This is a genomic window from Streptomyces yongxingensis, assembly GCF_055597465.1.
Map to the genome: position 1 here is coordinate 2,547,326 of NZ_CM145717.1, position 14,970 is coordinate 2,562,295.

A 14,970-nucleotide genomic window follows, 5' to 3' on the forward strand; every position below is an offset into this window, starting at 1 on the left:
ACAGGCAGTTCTCGTCCGACAACTGTCAGGTGCTGATACGGCGGTGAGGCCGCTCCTACCGAACGGTACCTGCCCAAAGCTCCGCTGTGTGAACGGACCGCGAACCCGCTGTGTCCCCGCCGCCCCTCGTCAGCCAGGCATTTCGTCCTTCAAAGGCCGCAACTGCGAGGGCTCGGGGGCTGTTCGAAAGCCCGCGGCGAGGCCGCGGGCTTTCGAAGGCGATGACAGAGCTGTGACGCGGGAAGGCGGTTACGGCCCGGGTCAGCCGGAGATCTCGGCGTACGCCGCGAGCAGCACCGCCGGGTCCGGACCCTCCAGCACGGTGGGCTTGGCGAGACCGTCCAGGACGATGAAGCGCAGCAGGTCACCGCGGGACTTCTTGTCGACCTTCATGGTCTCCAGCAGCTTGGGCCACTGGTCGCCGCGGTAGGTGAGCGGCAGGCCCACGGCCTCCAGGACGGTGCGGTGCCGGTCGGCCGTGGCGTCGTCCAGACGGCCCGCCAGCCGGCCCAGCTCGGCGGCGAAGACCATGCCCACGGAGACGGCCGCGCCATGGCGCCAGTTGTAGCGCTCGTTCTTCTCGATGGCGTGGGCGAGCGTGTGCCCGTAGTTGAGGATCTCCCGCAGCCCGGACTCCTTGAGGTCGCTGGAGACGACCTCGGCCTTGACCCGGACGGAGCGCTCGATGAGTTCGGCGGTGTGCGGACCGGCGGGCGTACGGGCGGCGACCGGGTCCCGCTCGATCAGCTCCAGGATCTCCGGGTCGGCGATGAAGCCCGCCTTGATGACCTCGGCGAGCCCGCTGACGTAGTCGTTGACCGGCAGCGAGTCCAGCGCGGCCAGATCGCACAGCACCCCGGCCGGGGGGTGGAAGGCGCCGACGAGGTTCTTGCCCTCGGCGGTGTTGATCCCGGTCTTGCCGCCGACGGCGGCGTCGACCATGCCGAGCACGGTGGTGGGGACGGCGATCCAGCGCACACCCCGCAGCCAGGTCGCGGCGACGAATCCGGCGAGGTCGGTGGTCGCGCCGCCGCCGACGCCGACGATCACATCGGTGCGGGTGAAGCCGGTCTGGCCGAGCGCTTTCCAGCAGTACGCGGCGACCTCGGCGGTCTTGGCCTCCTCCGCGTTGGGCAACTGGATCGCGATGGCGTCGTACCCCTGCTCGGCGAGGTCCTGGCGGATGGCCTCACCGGTCTCGGCCAGCGCCTCGGGGTGCAGGACGGCGACGCGCTTGGCGAACGTGCCGATCAGCCCGGCAAGCTCGCCGAGCAGCTGCCGGCCGATCAGCACCTCGTACGGTGCGGTGCCCGCGGTGCCTCCGACCTGGATGCGCGTAGGGGTATCGGCCACAGGGGGTGTCATGCGTTCTTCAGCTCCAGTACGTCCAATACGGCCTCGGCGACGGCCTCGGGGGGGCGGTCCTCGGTCGACACCACGGCGCGGGCGACCTCGGTGTACAGCGGACGGCGCTGCTCCATCAGCTCACGCCAGCGCTGGCGCGGATTGACCGCGAGCAGCGGGCGCGGGGCGTCCAGACCGGTGCGCTTGACGGCCTCGGCGACGCCCATCTCCAGGAACACGACGGGGAGGCCGGCGAGCAGCGCCCGGGTGCCCTCGTCGAGGACGGCGCCGCCGCCCAGCGCGAGCACGCCCCGGTGCTCGGCGACGGCGGTCCGCACCGCCTGCCGCTCCAGCTCGCGGAAGTGCGGTTCGCCCTCGTCGATGAAGATCTCCGAGATCTCCTTGCCCGCCGTCGCGACGATGTCGGTGTCGGTGTCGCGGAAGGTGGTGCCGAGCCGCTCCGCGAGCACCTGCCCGACGGTGGTCTTACCGACCCCCATGGGCCCGACCAGCACGACGGCCGGACCCTCGCTGACCTGCCCGCTCACCGGATGGCCAGGTTCTCGAGGAAGCCCCGCACATTGCGGCGGGTCTCGGTGACCGAGTCGCCGGCGAACTTCTCCGCGACCGCGTCCGCCAGGACCAGCGCGACCATCGCCTCGGCGACGATCCCGGCCGCCGGGACGGCGCAGACGTCGGAGCGCTGGTGGTGGGCCTTGGTGGCCTCGCCGGTGGTCACATCGACCGTGGCCAGCGCCCGCGGCACGGTCGCGATCGGCTTCATCGCGGCCCGGACGCGCAGCAGCTCGCCGGTGCTCAGCCCGCCCTCGGTGCCGCCCGAGCGGCCCGAGGAGCGCCGGATGCCCTCGTCCGTGGAGACGATCTCGTCATGGGCCTTGGAGCCGGGCACCCGCGCGAGGTCGAAGCCGTCGCCGACCTCGACGCCCTTGATGGCCTGGATGCCCATCAGCGCGGCGGCCAGCCGCGCGTCGAGCCGGCGGTCCCAGTGCACATGGGAACCGAGGCCCACCGGCACGCCGTACGCGAGCACCTCGACGACGCCGCCGAGCGTGTCGCCGTCCTTGTGGGCCTGGTCGATCTCGGCCACCATCGCCTTGCTCGCGTCGGCGTCCAGGCAGCGCACCGGGTCGGCGTCCAGCTTCTCGACGTCGGAGGGCTTGGGGTGGACGCCGTACGGCGCCTTCGCCGCGGCCAGCTCCACGACATGCGAGACGATCTCGATCCCGGCCGTCTCCTTGAGGTAGGAGCGGGCCACGGTGCCCAGCGCCACCCGGGCGGCGGTCTCGCGGGCGCTGGCGCGCTCCAGGATCGGCCGGGCCTCGTCGAAGCCGTACTTCTGCATCCCGGCCAGGTCGGCGTGGCCGGGGCGGGGGCGGGTGAGCGGGGCGTTACGGGCGACTCCCTCGAGGATCTCGGGGTCCACCGGGTCGGCGGCCATGACCTGCTCCCACTTGGGCCACTCCGTGTTGCCGACCATGATCGCGACCGGGGAGCCGAGGGTCAGCCCGTGGCGTACGCCGCCGATGAAGGTGACCTCGTCGCGCTCGAACTTCATCCGGGCACCGCGGCCGTAGCCGAGCCGCCGTCGGGCCAGGGCGTCCGCCACCATGTCGGTGGTGATCGGCACCCCGGCGGGCAGCCCCTCCAGCGTCGCCACGAGTGCGGGGCCGTGCGACTCCCCCGCGGTCAGCCAGCGCAACCTGCTCAACGGTGCTCCCTCATGCGCGTGCCTCGACGTCGTGCGGCGCGGCCCGGTCCGCGCGACTCCGGCCCGCACCTTTCGATCCTCCCACGACCGGGGCGTCCGCTCGGTTCGTGGTCCATGGGGTGGACGCTCACGGCGCCCCGGGGAGAGGCCGGGGACGGGCCGGGCGGGGCCGACGAGGGGCCCGAGGGGCGGCTCAGCGGGCCGCGAGCGCCTCACGCATCGCGGCCAGCGGCGCCGGGGCGCGGCCCGTCATCTGCTCGACCTGGAGCACCGCCTGGTGCACCAGGAGGTCCAGGCCGCCGACCACCGAGCCGCCGCGCGCCGTCCAGGCGGCGGCCAGCGGGGTGGGCCAGGGCTCGTAGAGGACGTCGAAGAGCGCGCCGGGGCGGTCCGGTACGGACGTGGCGAGCGCGTCGGTGGTGCCCGCGGGGGTGGTGGCGATCACCAGCGGCGCGCCGAGCGCCTCGGCCGCGTCGCCCCAGTCCGCCGTGCGGACCGCGACGCCCAGCCGCTCGCCCCACTGCCGCATCTCGGCGGCGCGGGCCTCGCTGCGGACGTACGCGGTGACCTCGCCGTCGCAGATCCGGGAGAGCGCGGCCAGCGCGGAGGAGGCCGTGGCGCCGGCGCCCAGTACGGCCGCGCGCGGCACGCGCCCGACGCCGCGCTCCCGCAGCGCCGCCAGCATGCCGGGGATGTCGGTGTTGTCGCCGCGCCTGCGGCCGTCGTCACCGAAGACGACCGTGTTGACGGCCTCCACCGAGGCCGCGGTGTCGCTGACCTCGTCCAGCAGCGGGATGACGGCGCGCTTGAGCGGCATGGTCAGGGACAGCCCGGCCCAGGCCGGTCCCGCGTCCTCGCCGAGCCGCTTGAAGAAGTCCGGCAGCCCGGTCTCGTCCACCTCGAACCGGTCGTACGTCCAGCCGGTCAGGCCCAGCTCGCGGTAGGCGGCGCGGTGCAGCACCGGTGACAGGGAGTGGGCGATCGGCGAACCGAGCACCGCTGCCCTGCGGTTTTCCAACATCTTTCCTCAGCCGTTGCTCTTGCGCTGCTTATTGAACTTGTTGACCCACTTCTGGTGATCCGCGTAGGTCTTGGAGAACTCGCTGGTCTTGCCGTCGAGCGAGATGAAGTAATACCAGCCGTCGCTGGTCGGGTTCATCGCCGCTTTCAGCGCGTCATGTCCCGGATTCCCGATCGGGCCGGGCGGAAGTCCCTTGTAGAAGTACGTGTTGTACGGGTTGTCGTACTGCTTGATCTCGCTGATCGGAATATCGATCTTGCTCTGGTTCTTGATGTAGTTGTAGGTGGAGTCGAATTCCACCTTGCCGTAGGTCTCGGGGTTCGCGGGCTTGAGCCGGTTGTAGACGACCTCGGCCATCTTCCGGAAGTCGTCGTGGGTGACGCCCTCCGCCTGGACCAGGCTGGCCACGCTGATGAGCTGGAGCGGGGACTTCAGGCCCAATTCCTTGGCCTTGCCCTCCAGGTCCAGACCGGAGTAGTTCCGATTGGCCTCGGCGACCATCTTCCGCAGCACGTCCGCGGGCTTGGCGCCCTCGCCCACGCTGTAGCGGGACGGGTACAGGAACCCTTCCAGCGGATCCTTGATCTTGCTGTTGTCGTCGGCCCAGGAGGGCAGCCCGAGGTTCTTGGCCTCCTTCTTGGCGACGCCCGCGGTGGTCCCCGCCTTGAGGCCGATCTTCTTGTCGATCGCCGCGTAGATCGTGGCGTCGCGCATGCCCTCGGTGACGATCAGGGCGTTGCTGCTGCTGGGGTCGAGCATCAGCTTGACCGCTGCCGCGCCTGACATCTCCTTGCGCAGCGTGTAGGTGCCCGGCTGGACGAACTTGCCGCTGTCCTCCACGGCCTCCACGAAGGCGCCGCTGCTCTTGACCACGCCCTTGTCGGCGAGGATCGAGCCGATCTCGGCGTTGCCGGAGCCGGAGGGAACCTCCACCTCGATCCGGCCGGTGCCCTGGCCGGAGTAGTCGGGCGCGGGGCCGAAGCGGGTCTGCCAGAAGTCGTAGGCGTAGTAGCCGCCTCCGCCGACCACGCCCACCAGGACGACGGTCACGAAGAGGCAGGCCACGCCGCTGCGGCGCTTCTTGGGCCTGCCCTTCTCGCCGGAGCGCTCGCCGTCCTCGCCATCGTCGTCCGCGCCGTTCTCGCCGTCGCCCCGGCCGCCGCCGTCGCTGAAGAACGGATGGTCGTCCTCGTCGTCCGCCCGGAGGGGCGGCTCCTCGGGGGCCTCGCGCTGGCGCGGCACCTGGTGCTCCGCGGGCACCGTGGGCATCTGCTGTGTGCCCTGTTGTCCCTGGTAGGGGTCCTGGCCCGGGTAGGAAGCGCCCTGGCCGCCATAGGGGTCCCGCGGGTCCATCCCGCCGTACGAGCCGTCCTGGGCCGGGTAGGAGGAGCCGCCCTGGCCGGGGTACTCCTGCGGGTGCCCCTGATGCGGGTAGCCGGCGTCCTGGCCGTCCCACTGGGGCTGCTGATGCTGCGCTTGAGGATCCTGCGGATAGCCGTGCGGATACTGCTGGTGCCCGTAAGGATCCTGGCCGTACTGGCCCTGGCCGTAGGCGCCCTGTGCGTACGGATCCTGGCCGTAGGCGTCCTGTGCGTAGGCGTCCTGAGCGTACGGATCCTGTGCGTAGGTGTCCTGCTGTGCGTAGGTGTCCTGTGCGTAGGGATCCTGGCCGGCCGCCGTGCGGTGGCCGCTCCACTCTCGGTCCCCGTACAGCGGATCCTCGGGGTGCCACGGTTGGGAGCCGGGTCCCCGGCCGTACTCAGTCATCGATCCCCTAGCGACGGAGGTGGTCACCGCTCGGCGTGTTCGTGGCACGGGCGGCGGCGGCCATGCCGCGCGGAACGTTACCGTATCGCGATCAGATGACCACTTCGACGGCTTCCCCCGGGGCCCTCCCCGAGACCCGCTCGGTCTCCAGCGCGCTCTGCAGGATCACCACGGCCGCCGCCTGGTCAACGACGGAACGGCCCTTCTTGGACGTCATCCCGGAGGCCCGCAGCCCCTGGGACGCTGTGACAGTGGTCATACGCTCGTCGACGAGCCGCACCGGCACCGGGTTGACCCGCCGCGCCAACTCGCGCGCGAAGGTGCGCACTTTGGCCGCGGCCGGCCCCTCGCGCCCGTTGAGCGAGCGCGGCAGGCCGACCACCACCTCGATCGGTTCGTACTCCTCGACGATCGCCACGAGCCGCTTGTGGGCGGCCGGGATGTCGCGTCCCGGCACGGTCTCCACGGGGGTGGCGAGGATCCCGTCGGGGTCGCACGAGGCGACCCCGATCCGGGCGTCCCCGACGTCGATGGCGATCCGCCTGCCGCGTCGCACGGGATCAGGCCGCTTCCGCGACAAGCCGCTCGACGGCCTCGATGGCCTCGGCGACGGCCTCCGGGTTCTGCCCGCCGCCCTGGGCCACGTCCGGCTTGCCGCCGCCTCCGCCGCCGAGCGTCTTGGCGGCGGTGCGGACCAGGTCACCGGCCTTGAGCCCGCGCTCACGGGCGGCCTCGTTGGTGGCGATGACGGTCAGCGGGCGGCCGCCCGCCACGGTGAAGAGGGCGACGACGGCCGGGCGGTCGCTCGGAATGCGGCCGCGCACGTCCAGGACCAGCTTGCGCAGATCGTCGGCCGAGGTGCCGTCCGGCACCTTGGCGGCGGCCAGGGCCACGCCCCGGACGTCCTTGGCGCCCTGGGCCAGACCGGCGGCGGCCTGCAGCACCTTCTCGGCGCGGAACCGCTCGATCTCCTTCTCGGCCTCCTTGAGCTTGCTCAGCATGCCGGAGATCTTCTCCGGGAGCTCCTCGGGGCGGCCCTTGACCAGGTCGGTGAGCTGGGAGACGACCGTGTGCTCTCGGGCGAGGAAGTTGTAGGCGTCCACGCCCACCAGGGCCTCGACCCGGCGCACCCCGGACCCGATGGAGGACTCGCCGAGCAGCTTCACCAGACCCAGCTGGGCGGTGTTGTGCACATGCGTGCCACCGCACAGCTCCTTGGAGAAGTCGCCGATGGTCACCACGCGCACCCGGTCGCCGTACTTCTCGCCGAACTCGGCGATGGCGCCCTGCTTCTTGGCGTCGTCCATGCTCATCACCTCGGCGGTGACGTCGAGCTCGCGCGAGAGCACCTCGTTGATTTTCTGCTCGACGTCCGTGAGGACCGCGCCGGGCACGGCGGTCGGCGAGCCGAAGTCGAAGCGGAAACGGCCGGGCGAGTTCTCCGAACCGGCCTGGGCGGCGGTCGGGCCCAGGGCGTCGCGCAGCGCCTGGTGGGTGAGGTGGGTGGCGCTGTGGGCGCGGGCGATGGCGCGGCGGCGCTTGATGTCGATCCGGGCGTGGGCCCCGGCGCCGACCGTCACCTCGCCGACCTGGACGACACCCTTGTGCACGCTGACCCCGGGCACCGGCTGCTGGACGTCCCGGACCTCCACCACGGCGCCGGTGTCCAGCTTGATCCGGCCGGTGTCGGCGAGCTGGCCGCCGCCCTCGGCGTAGAACGGGGTGCGGTCCAGGACGACCTCGACCTCGTCGCCCTCGGTGGCGGCGGGCGAGGACACCCCGTCGACCAGCAGGCCGACGACGGTGGACTCGCCCTCGGTGTGGGTGTAGCCGGTGAATTCGGTCAGGCCGGAGCTGTCGGCCACCTCGCGGTAGGCGGACAGGTCGGCGTGGCCGGTCTTCTTGGCCTTGGCGTCGGCCTTGGCGCGCTCCCGCTGCTCCTTCATCAGGCGGCGGAAGCCCTCCTCGTCCACCGAGAGGCCCTGTTCGGCGGCCATCTCGAGGGTGAGGTCGATCGGAAAGCCCCAGGTGTCGTGGAGCAGGAACGCCTTGTCGCCGGGGAGCACGGTGCCGCCGGTGGCCTTGGTGTCGGTGACGGCGGTGTCGAGGATGTTGGTGCCGGCCTTGAGCGTCTTGAGGAAGGCCGACTCCTCGGCGAGGGCGACGGTCTCGATGCGCTTGCGGTCGGTGAGCAGCTCCGGATACTGCTGGCCCATCGTCTTCAGGACGACGTCGACCAGCTCGCCGACGACCGGCTCGGTGGCGCCGAGGATGCGCATGTTGCGGATGGCGCGGCGCATGATGCGGCGCAGCACATAGCCGCGGCCCTCGTTGCCGGGGGTGACGCCGTCGCCGATGAGCATGACGGAGGTGCGCATGTGGTCGGCGACCACGCGCAGCGAGACGTCGGTGTCATGGGCGGCGCCGTAGGCGACCCCGGTCAGCTCGGTGGCCTTGTCCATGACGACGCGCAGGGTGTCGGTCTCGTACATGTTCCGCACGCCCTGCAGGATCATCGCCAGGCGCTCGAGGCCGAGGCCGGTGTCGATGTTCTTGCTGGGCAGCTCGCCGAGGATCGGGAAGTTCTCCTTGCCCTCGCCCGGACCGCGCTCGTACTGCATGAAGACCAGGTTCCAGATCTCCACGTAGCGCTCGTCGTTGACGGCCGGGCCGCCCTCCTCGCCGAACTCCGGACCGCGGTCGTAGTTGATCTCGGAGCAGGGGCCGCAGGGGCCGGGGACGCCCATGGACCAGTAGTTCGGGCCCATGCCGAGGCGCTGGATCCGTGTCGAGGGCACGCCGATCACCTCGCGCCAGATGCGCTCGGCCTCGTCGTCCTGCTCGTAGACGGTGATCCACAGCCGCTCGGGGTCGAGGCCGTAGCCGCCCTCCTCCTGGGAGCTGGTCAGCAGCTCCCAGGCGTAACGGATGGCGCCTTCCTTGAAGTAGTCGCCGAACGAGAAGTTCCCGCACATCTGGAAGAAGGTGCCGTGGCGGGTGGTCTTGCCGACCTCTTCGATGTCCGGGGTGCGCACGCACTTCTGCACGCTGACGGCGCGGTCGAAGGGCGGTTTGACCTCACCGAGGAAGTACGGCTTGAAGGGCACCATGCCCGCGGGGACCAGCAGCAGCGTCGGGTCGTCCGCGATGAGCGACGCCGACGGCACGACGGTGTGCCCGCGCTCTTCGAAGAAGCGCAGCCAGCGGCGGCGGATTTCAGCCGACTCCATCAGTGGTCCTCATTTCCGGCTTTGTGGAGCTTGTAGGGGGTGGTGCGGGTCAGCTCGGCCCGGCCCCGCTGGGCCGGGAGCCGCTTGCGGTCGTCCGGCGGTGGCGCGGTGAGCCCGAGCGCGTCCTTGAGCGCGGCCTCGCGGTCGGCCATGCCGTCCCGTACGTCGAGGGCGAAGACCTTGATCCGCCGGCCCGCCAGCACCGCGCGGTCGGCGGCCTGCGCCGCCAGGCTCTCCGGGGTGAGCTGGTTGAGCTTGCGGTTGACCTTGGTGGTGGCCCACACCCCGGCGGCGACGCCGGTGGTGAACCAGAATGTGCGGCGGAACATCCGGTCTGTCAGCCCTTCGATCCACGGTTGCGGCGGCCGCCCCAGCGGGCGGACGGCAGGGTCTTCCCGACGACGACGTTGCGTGCGGGCTCGTCCTCCGCCTGCCCCTTGCGGCCGATCGCCCGCCGGACGCCGTAGCCGAACGCGGCCACCTTGACCAGCGGACCGCCGAAGGCGGTGGAGACGGTCGAGGAGAGCGCGGAGGCGTTGGAGGTGACCTCCTGGACGTCGGAGGCGATCGAGTCCACCCGGGCGAGCTGGGTGTTGGCCTCGCGCACGGTCGCGGACGCCTCGCTCAGCAGCGGCACCGCCTGGTCGGTGACCTCCGCCACCAGCCTGGTGGCCGCCTTGAGCGTCTGGGCCAGCCTCACCAGCGCCAGCGCCAGGAAGGACACCAGGATCGCCCAGAAGACGGCCACGAGGATCCCGGCCACCTCTCCACCGGACACGTCGCACCGCTCCCTGTCGCCGCTCGTCGTCGTTGTGTCGTGTTGGTCGTTCTCGGCGCGCTGACGTGTCGTGATGACGCGTCGTTCGGCGTCGTCCGTCGCCCGCCGCTCTCGGGCGGTATCCGGGTGCGGGCGGCAGGTATCGACCTTATCGCGCCGCGGACGCGCACCCGAAACGGATAACGGCCGCCGGGCGCCCGGTCCGGACCCGCCACCGGACGAGCCCGCGGGTTCCCCGTCGACCGGTGTCGAGGGGGAACCCGCGGGCTCGGGCGCGTACGGTCCGCTCCGCCGGATCAGCGGGCGTAGTACTCGACGACGAGCTGCTCGTCGCAGATCACCGGGATCTCCTTGCGGTTGGGGTCCCGGTCCAGGCGGAAGGCGAGCGCCTTCAGGTTGACCTGGAGGTAGCGCGGGGTCTCGCCGTCGGGGGCGTAGCCACCCTCGCGCGCCACCTGGAAGGGGACCTTGTCGCGGCTGCGCTCGCGGACCATCACCACGTCGTCCGGGCGGACCCGGAAGGACGGCTTGTCGACCTTGCGGCCGTTGACCTCGATGTGGCCGTGGGTGACCATCTGGCGGGCCTGGTAGATGGTGCGGGCGATGCCCGACCGCAGAACGAGCGCGTCAAGGCGGCGCTCGAGCTCGACGACCAGGGCCTCGCCCGTCTTGCCCTCGGCCTTCCGGGCGCGGTCGTAGGCACGGGCCATCTGGCGCTCGCTGATGTCGTACTGGGCGCGCAGCCGCTGCTTCTCCAGCAGCCGGACCTTGTAGTCACTGGTCTGCTTGCGGCCACGGCCGTGCTCGCCCGGCGGGTAGGGGCGGGCCTCGAAGTACTTGACCGCCTTCGGGGTCAGAGCGATGCCGAGCGCCCGCGACTTCTTGACCTTGGGACGCGACTGGTTCACGGGGAACGAACCTCCATGTAAGTTAGGTGAGCCTTACCTTAGCCGAGGAGAACGCATGTTTCGACCTGGGATCCCCCTGCCCAGCACTGGTCAGAGCCCCGAGGAGGGTCAGCCGCGTCCCATGGAAAGCACCCTGCGGCCCACGGCGGCAGAGCGCGTACGTACTCTCGTTGAATCCAAGGCTACGGCTTCGTTGACGATTCCCGGAATCGAGGCCCTGGACGACCTGGGGGCGGACGGTCCCGCCGCCCGTACGGTCGCCCCGGACGGGGATGTGCTGCTGCTGGTGCCCAGCGCCTCCCCCGCCGCCCGCGCCGCCACGCACGCCCAGGACGCCGAGCTGACCTGCGTGATGGAGATCACCGACGTCGCCCCCGTCGCGATGCCCCACCGGATCCGCGGCCGCGCCTGGGTGGCCGGCTGGCTCACCCCCGTCCCCTGCGGCGAGCCCACGCGCACCGCGGCGGCGCTGCTGGCCGAGCGGCATCCGGTGGGCGAGCTGCTCGGCCTCGACCAGGCGCCGCGGCCGCCGCGACGCGGTGAGCCGGCCGCCGGGGTGGGGCCCGCCGGGAGAGCCGCCTGGACGCTGCTGCGGCTGGAGGTCGGCGAGGCGTGCGTGGACGACCTGTGGGGCGCGGACGGCGTCGAACCGGACGACTTCACCTCGGCCGGCCCCGATCCGCTGGTCCGGCACGAGGCCGATCTGCTCCAGCATCTGCACGCCGCGCACAGCGAGCAGGTGCGCGGGCTGTGCGCGCTGCTCGGCGACCGCTCCGACCTGGTCTGCACCCGGGGCCCGGCCACCCCGGTGGCGCTCGACCGCTTCGGTCTGCGGGTGCGCTTCACGGACCAGGCGGACCGGCCGTTCGACGCGCGCTTCGACTTTCCCGAGCCGGTGCGGAACGTGTCCGAGCTGCGGTACGCGATGCACGCCCTGTTCGACGCGGCGGCGGGCTGAGGGCGCCCACCGTCACGGACGCGAGTGGACTGACCGGGCGCGGCTGCCGGCGGGGGCCGACCCCTACGACGAGGGCGCGGCCGGGCCGTCGGCGGCCGGCGGCGGGTCGCCGCGCAGCCGGGCCCGCACCCGCTCCACCACATCCGCGTACCGCGCCTCGGCCCCGTACCGCGTGGGCTCGTAGTACCGCTTGCCGTGGATCTTGTCCGGTGCGTACTGCTGCGCCGCGATGCCGCCCGGCAGATCGTGCGGATAGAGATAGCCCTGCGCGTGGCCGAGCTTCTTGGCGCCCTGGTAGTGGCCGTCGCGCAGATGCGGTGGCACCGGCCCGGCCAGGCCCGCCCGCACATCGGCCAGCGCCGCGCCGATCGCGGTGGTGGCGGCGTTGGACTTGGGCGCGAGCGCCAGGGCGATGGTGGCGTGGCTCAGGGTGAGCGCGGCCTCCGGGAAGCCGATCAGGGCGACCGCCTGCGCCGCGGCGACGGCGGTGGGCAGGGCGGTGGGATCGGCGAGGCCGATGTCCTCGCTCGCCGAGATCATCAGCCGGCGGGCGATGAACCGCGGGTCCTCCCCCGCCTCGATCATCCGGGCCAGATAGTGCAGCGCCGCGTCCACGTCCGAGCCGCGGATGGACTTGATGAGGGCGCTGGCCACGTCGTAGTGCTGGTCGCCCGCGCGGTCGTACTTCACCGCGGCCCGGTCGACCGCCTCCTCCAGCGAGGTGAGCGTGACCTCGGACTCGCCCTTGTCCAGGGCCGCCCCGGCGCCCGCCTCCAGCGCGGTGAGCGCTCGCCGGGCGTCGCCGCCCGCTATCCGCAGCAGATGCGCCTCGGCGTCCTCGGGGAGGGTGACCGCCCCGCCGAGCCCGCGCTCGTCGGTGAGCGCGCGCCGCAGCAGCCCGCGCAGATCGTCGTCGGTCAGCGGCTCCAGGGTGAGCAGCAGCGAGCGGGAGAGCAGCGGGGAGATCACGGAGAAGTACGGATTCTCGGTGGTGGCCGCGATCAGCGTCACCCAGCGGTTCTCCACGGCGGGCAGCAGCGAGTCCTGCTGGGCCTTGCTGAAGCGGTGGATCTCGTCCAGGAAGAGCACGGTGTCCCGCCCGTACGCCCCGGAGGAGCGGCGCGCGCCGTCGATGACGGCCCGGACCTCCTTGACGCCCGCGGTGATGGCCGACAGCTCGACGAAGCGCTTCTGGGTGGCCTGGCTGACCACATACGCCAGCGTCGTCTTGCCGATGCCCGGCGGGCCCCAGAGGATCACCGACGACGGCCCGGCCGGACCGCCGCCGCCCTCGCCCACGAGCCGCCGCAGCGGGGATCCGGGGCGCAGCAGATGCTGCTGGCCCACGACCTCGTCGAGGGTGCGCGGACGCATCCGCACGGCCAGCGGGCTGCTGGCCGGATCCTTCTCCTGGCGGTCCTCTGCGGCGGCGGTGAACAGGTCTGGCTCCACGCGGGAAGCCTATGCCAACCCACCGACAACGCCGCCGCACGCAGGGTTCGGGGGGGGTGCGGGCTCAGCCCTGAGCGCCCGTCCAGAAGTCCCACCAGCGGGTCAGGATCAGCATCCCGATGACGCCGATCCACACCACCGGCACCACCCAGTGGAACTCCATGAGCCCGCGCCGCAGCCCGTCCGGCGCGGGGAGGTATCCGTGCTTGAGGTTGTGGCCGGTGACGTAGCAGAACATCACGATGGTGGCGACCCAGGCCAGGCAGCACCACAGGCACAGCGAGCCGATGACGTACAGCGACTCGTACTGCAGCCAGGTCACGAAGCCGACGCCGAAGAGCGTGCCGGCGTTGAAGGTGAGCCAGTACCAGCGCGGGAAGCGCGCCCCGGCCAGCAGCGACATGCCCACGCAGATCACGATGCCGTAGGCGACGAGGCCGAGCATCGGGTTCGGGAAGCCGAACGCCTGCGCCTGGTCGCTCTCCATGATGTTGCCGCAGGAGACGACGGGGTTGAGGCTGCAGCCGGGCGTGAAGACCTTACCGTCGGCCTTGTACTCGAGGATCTTGTTCTTGTCGATCGTGATGACCCAGGCGGCCAGCAGTCCCAGCGCTCCGGTGATCACGAGCAGGAGGGCGAAGGCACGACTGCCGCCCGTCCCGACCCGCGCGCCCTCCCGCGCCTCGCCGGACTCCACGTCGTCCATCACTGTCGTCGCCATACTCGCCGTCCGTCGCTCTCCGCCGTCTCCAGCCCCGTCGGGCACGGCCATTGTGCCGCACCCGCTGTCGCCGTAAGGCGCGCTTACCACGGTCATGCCATGGTGCCCTGTCCCCCGTTCGGAGGACATAAGTCGGGCTTCCCGGTCGTCCCCGGCACCGGCGCGGCACCGTCACGCTCATGGGCATGGCAGACGAAGCGGTACGGGTGCGCGGCCTCCGCAAACGCTATGGCGCGGTGACCGCGCTGGACGGCGTTGACCTGGGCATTCGACAGGGAGAGGTGTTCGGCGTCCTGGGTCCCAACGGGGCGGGCAAGAGCACGACGGTGGAGATCCTCCAGGGCCATCGAAGCCGGGACGCGGGCGAGGTCACGGTGCTGGGCCGGGACCCCGCCTCCGGGGGACGCGACTGGCGGTCCCGGATCGGCATCGTTTGGCAGGATGAATCCGCCCCGGCCGAGTTGACGGTGCACGAAACCGTGCGCCATTTCGCCCGCTACTACCCCCGGCCACGCGACCCCCACGAGGTCATCGGCCTGGTCGGTCTCGAGGACAAGGCGGGCAGCCGGATCAAGACGCTGTCGGGCGGCCAGCGGCGCCGGCTGGATGTGGCCCTCGGCGTGATCGGCGGTCCGGAGCTGCTGCTCCTGGACGAGCCGACGACGGGCTTCGACCCCGCGGCGCGGCGGCGGTTCTGGGAGCTGATCCGGCGGCTGGCCGACGAGGGCACCACGATCGTGCTCACCACGCACTATCTGGACGAGGCGGAGGCGCTGTCCGACCGGCTCGCGGTCATCGCCGCGGGCACGGTCGTGGCCGAGGGCGCGCCCGGCGAGCTGCGCGAGCGGCACGGCAGCCGGGCGACGGTCCACTGGAGCGAACCGGGCGGCGGGGCGCGCCAGGAGGAGACGGAGACCCCGACCCGTACCGTCGCGGAGCTGATGGGCCGCTTCGACGGGGAGATCCCGGGGCTGCGGATCTCCCGGCCCACCCTGGAGGACGTCTATCTGCGGCTCACCGGACAACTCGACGAGCAGCCCGGGGAGGGTGCGCGATGACCAC

General features: G+C 71.8%; 14 protein-coding genes. 2 read left to right on the forward strand and 12 right to left on the reverse strand.

Annotation, left to right across the window (positions count from 1 at the left end; all coding sequences use genetic code 11):
- Nucleotides 1-261: 261 nt before the first annotated feature.
- The 10 genes from aroB to rpsD all read right to left on the reverse strand — a co-directional run bounded on the left by aroB (nucleotide 262) and on the right by rpsD (nucleotide 10,777).
- Entirely contained in the window at nucleotides 262-1,365 is a 1,104-nt protein-coding gene (gene aroB / locus ACZ6TD_RS10575; protein ID WP_471352895.1) for a 3-dehydroquinate synthase, read from the reverse strand.
- Nucleotides 1,362-1,844: a shikimate kinase gene (locus tag ACZ6TD_RS10580; protein WP_471357612.1), complete on the reverse strand. Its 483-nt coding sequence runs from the start codon at nucleotides 1,842-1,844 to the stop codon at nucleotides 1,362-1,364. Before ACZ6TD_RS10580 ends, aroB begins: the two co-directional genes overlap by 4 nt.
- A gap of 44 nt (nucleotides 1,845-1,888) precedes the next feature.
- Nucleotides 1,889-3,073 carry a chorismate synthase gene (gene aroC, locus ACZ6TD_RS10585; protein WP_471352897.1) on the reverse strand — a complete coding sequence of 395 codons (1,185 nt, stop codon included), beginning with the start codon at nucleotides 3,071-3,073 and terminating at the stop codon, nucleotides 1,889-1,891.
- A 193-nt stretch (nucleotides 3,074-3,266) separates the two neighbouring features.
- On the reverse strand, nucleotides 3,267-4,094 hold the full coding sequence (locus ACZ6TD_RS10590; protein ID WP_471352899.1) for a shikimate dehydrogenase: 828 nt from the start codon (nucleotides 4,092-4,094) through the stop codon (nucleotides 3,267-3,269).
- Nucleotides 4,095-4,100: 6 nt separating this feature from the next.
- Entirely contained in the window at nucleotides 4,101-5,861 is a 1,761-nt protein-coding gene (mltG, locus tag ACZ6TD_RS10595; RefSeq protein ID WP_471352901.1) for an endolytic transglycosylase MltG, read from the reverse strand.
- 91 nt (nucleotides 5,862-5,952) lie between these two features.
- Nucleotides 5,953-6,417: a Holliday junction resolvase RuvX gene (ruvX, locus tag ACZ6TD_RS10600; RefSeq protein WP_037951639.1), complete on the reverse strand. Its 465-nt coding sequence runs from the start codon at nucleotides 6,415-6,417 to the stop codon at nucleotides 5,953-5,955.
- A 4-nt stretch (nucleotides 6,418-6,421) separates the two neighbouring features.
- Nucleotides 6,422-9,091 (reverse strand): alanine--tRNA ligase, encoded by a 2,670-nt coding sequence (gene alaS, locus ACZ6TD_RS10605; RefSeq protein ID WP_471352903.1) that lies wholly within the window; start codon nucleotides 9,089-9,091, stop codon nucleotides 6,422-6,424.
- The gene (locus ACZ6TD_RS10610) at nucleotides 9,091-9,420 is read right to left on the reverse strand and encodes a DUF6167 family protein (protein WP_470007581.1); all 330 of its coding nucleotides are present in this window, start codon (nucleotides 9,418-9,420) and stop codon (nucleotides 9,091-9,093) included. Before ACZ6TD_RS10610 ends, alaS begins: the two co-directional genes overlap by 1 nt.
- Before the next feature lie 8 nt (nucleotides 9,421-9,428).
- Nucleotides 9,429-9,869, reverse strand: coding sequence for a DUF948 domain-containing protein (locus ACZ6TD_RS10615; protein ID WP_471352905.1), 441 nt, complete (start codon nucleotides 9,867-9,869; stop codon nucleotides 9,429-9,431).
- Nucleotides 9,870-10,165: 296 nt separating this feature from the next.
- Entirely contained in the window at nucleotides 10,166-10,777 is a 612-nt protein-coding gene (gene rpsD / locus ACZ6TD_RS10620) for a 30S ribosomal protein S4 (RefSeq protein ID WP_470007578.1), read from the reverse strand.
- A 193-nt stretch (nucleotides 10,778-10,970) separates the two neighbouring features.
- On the opposite strand from rpsD, the gene ACZ6TD_RS10625 reads away from it, so the two are divergent.
- The gene (locus ACZ6TD_RS10625; protein ID WP_471352907.1) at nucleotides 10,971-11,735 is read left to right on the forward strand and encodes a DUF2470 domain-containing protein; all 765 of its coding nucleotides are present in this window, start codon (nucleotides 10,971-10,973) and stop codon (nucleotides 11,733-11,735) included.
- Nucleotides 11,736-11,798: 63 nt separating this feature from the next.
- On the opposite strand, the gene ACZ6TD_RS10630 is transcribed toward ACZ6TD_RS10625, so the two are convergent.
- Together ACZ6TD_RS10630 and ACZ6TD_RS10635 are read right to left on the reverse strand one after the other, a co-directional pair.
- The gene (locus ACZ6TD_RS10630) at nucleotides 11,799-13,187 is read right to left on the reverse strand and encodes a replication-associated recombination protein A (protein ID WP_471352909.1); all 1,389 of its coding nucleotides are present in this window, start codon (nucleotides 13,185-13,187) and stop codon (nucleotides 11,799-11,801) included.
- Nucleotides 13,188-13,251: 64 nt separating this feature from the next.
- Nucleotides 13,252-13,893 (reverse strand): vitamin K epoxide reductase family protein, encoded by a 642-nt coding sequence (locus ACZ6TD_RS10635; RefSeq protein WP_471357615.1) that lies wholly within the window; start codon nucleotides 13,891-13,893, stop codon nucleotides 13,252-13,254.
- Nucleotides 13,894-14,087: 194 nt separating this feature from the next.
- Between ACZ6TD_RS10635 and ACZ6TD_RS10640 the strand changes: the two genes are divergently transcribed.
- Nucleotides 14,088-14,966, forward strand: a complete 879-nt coding sequence (locus ACZ6TD_RS10640; RefSeq protein WP_471352911.1) for an ABC transporter ATP-binding protein — start codon at nucleotides 14,088-14,090, stop codon at nucleotides 14,964-14,966.
- Nucleotides 14,967-14,970 lie beyond the last annotated feature (4 nt).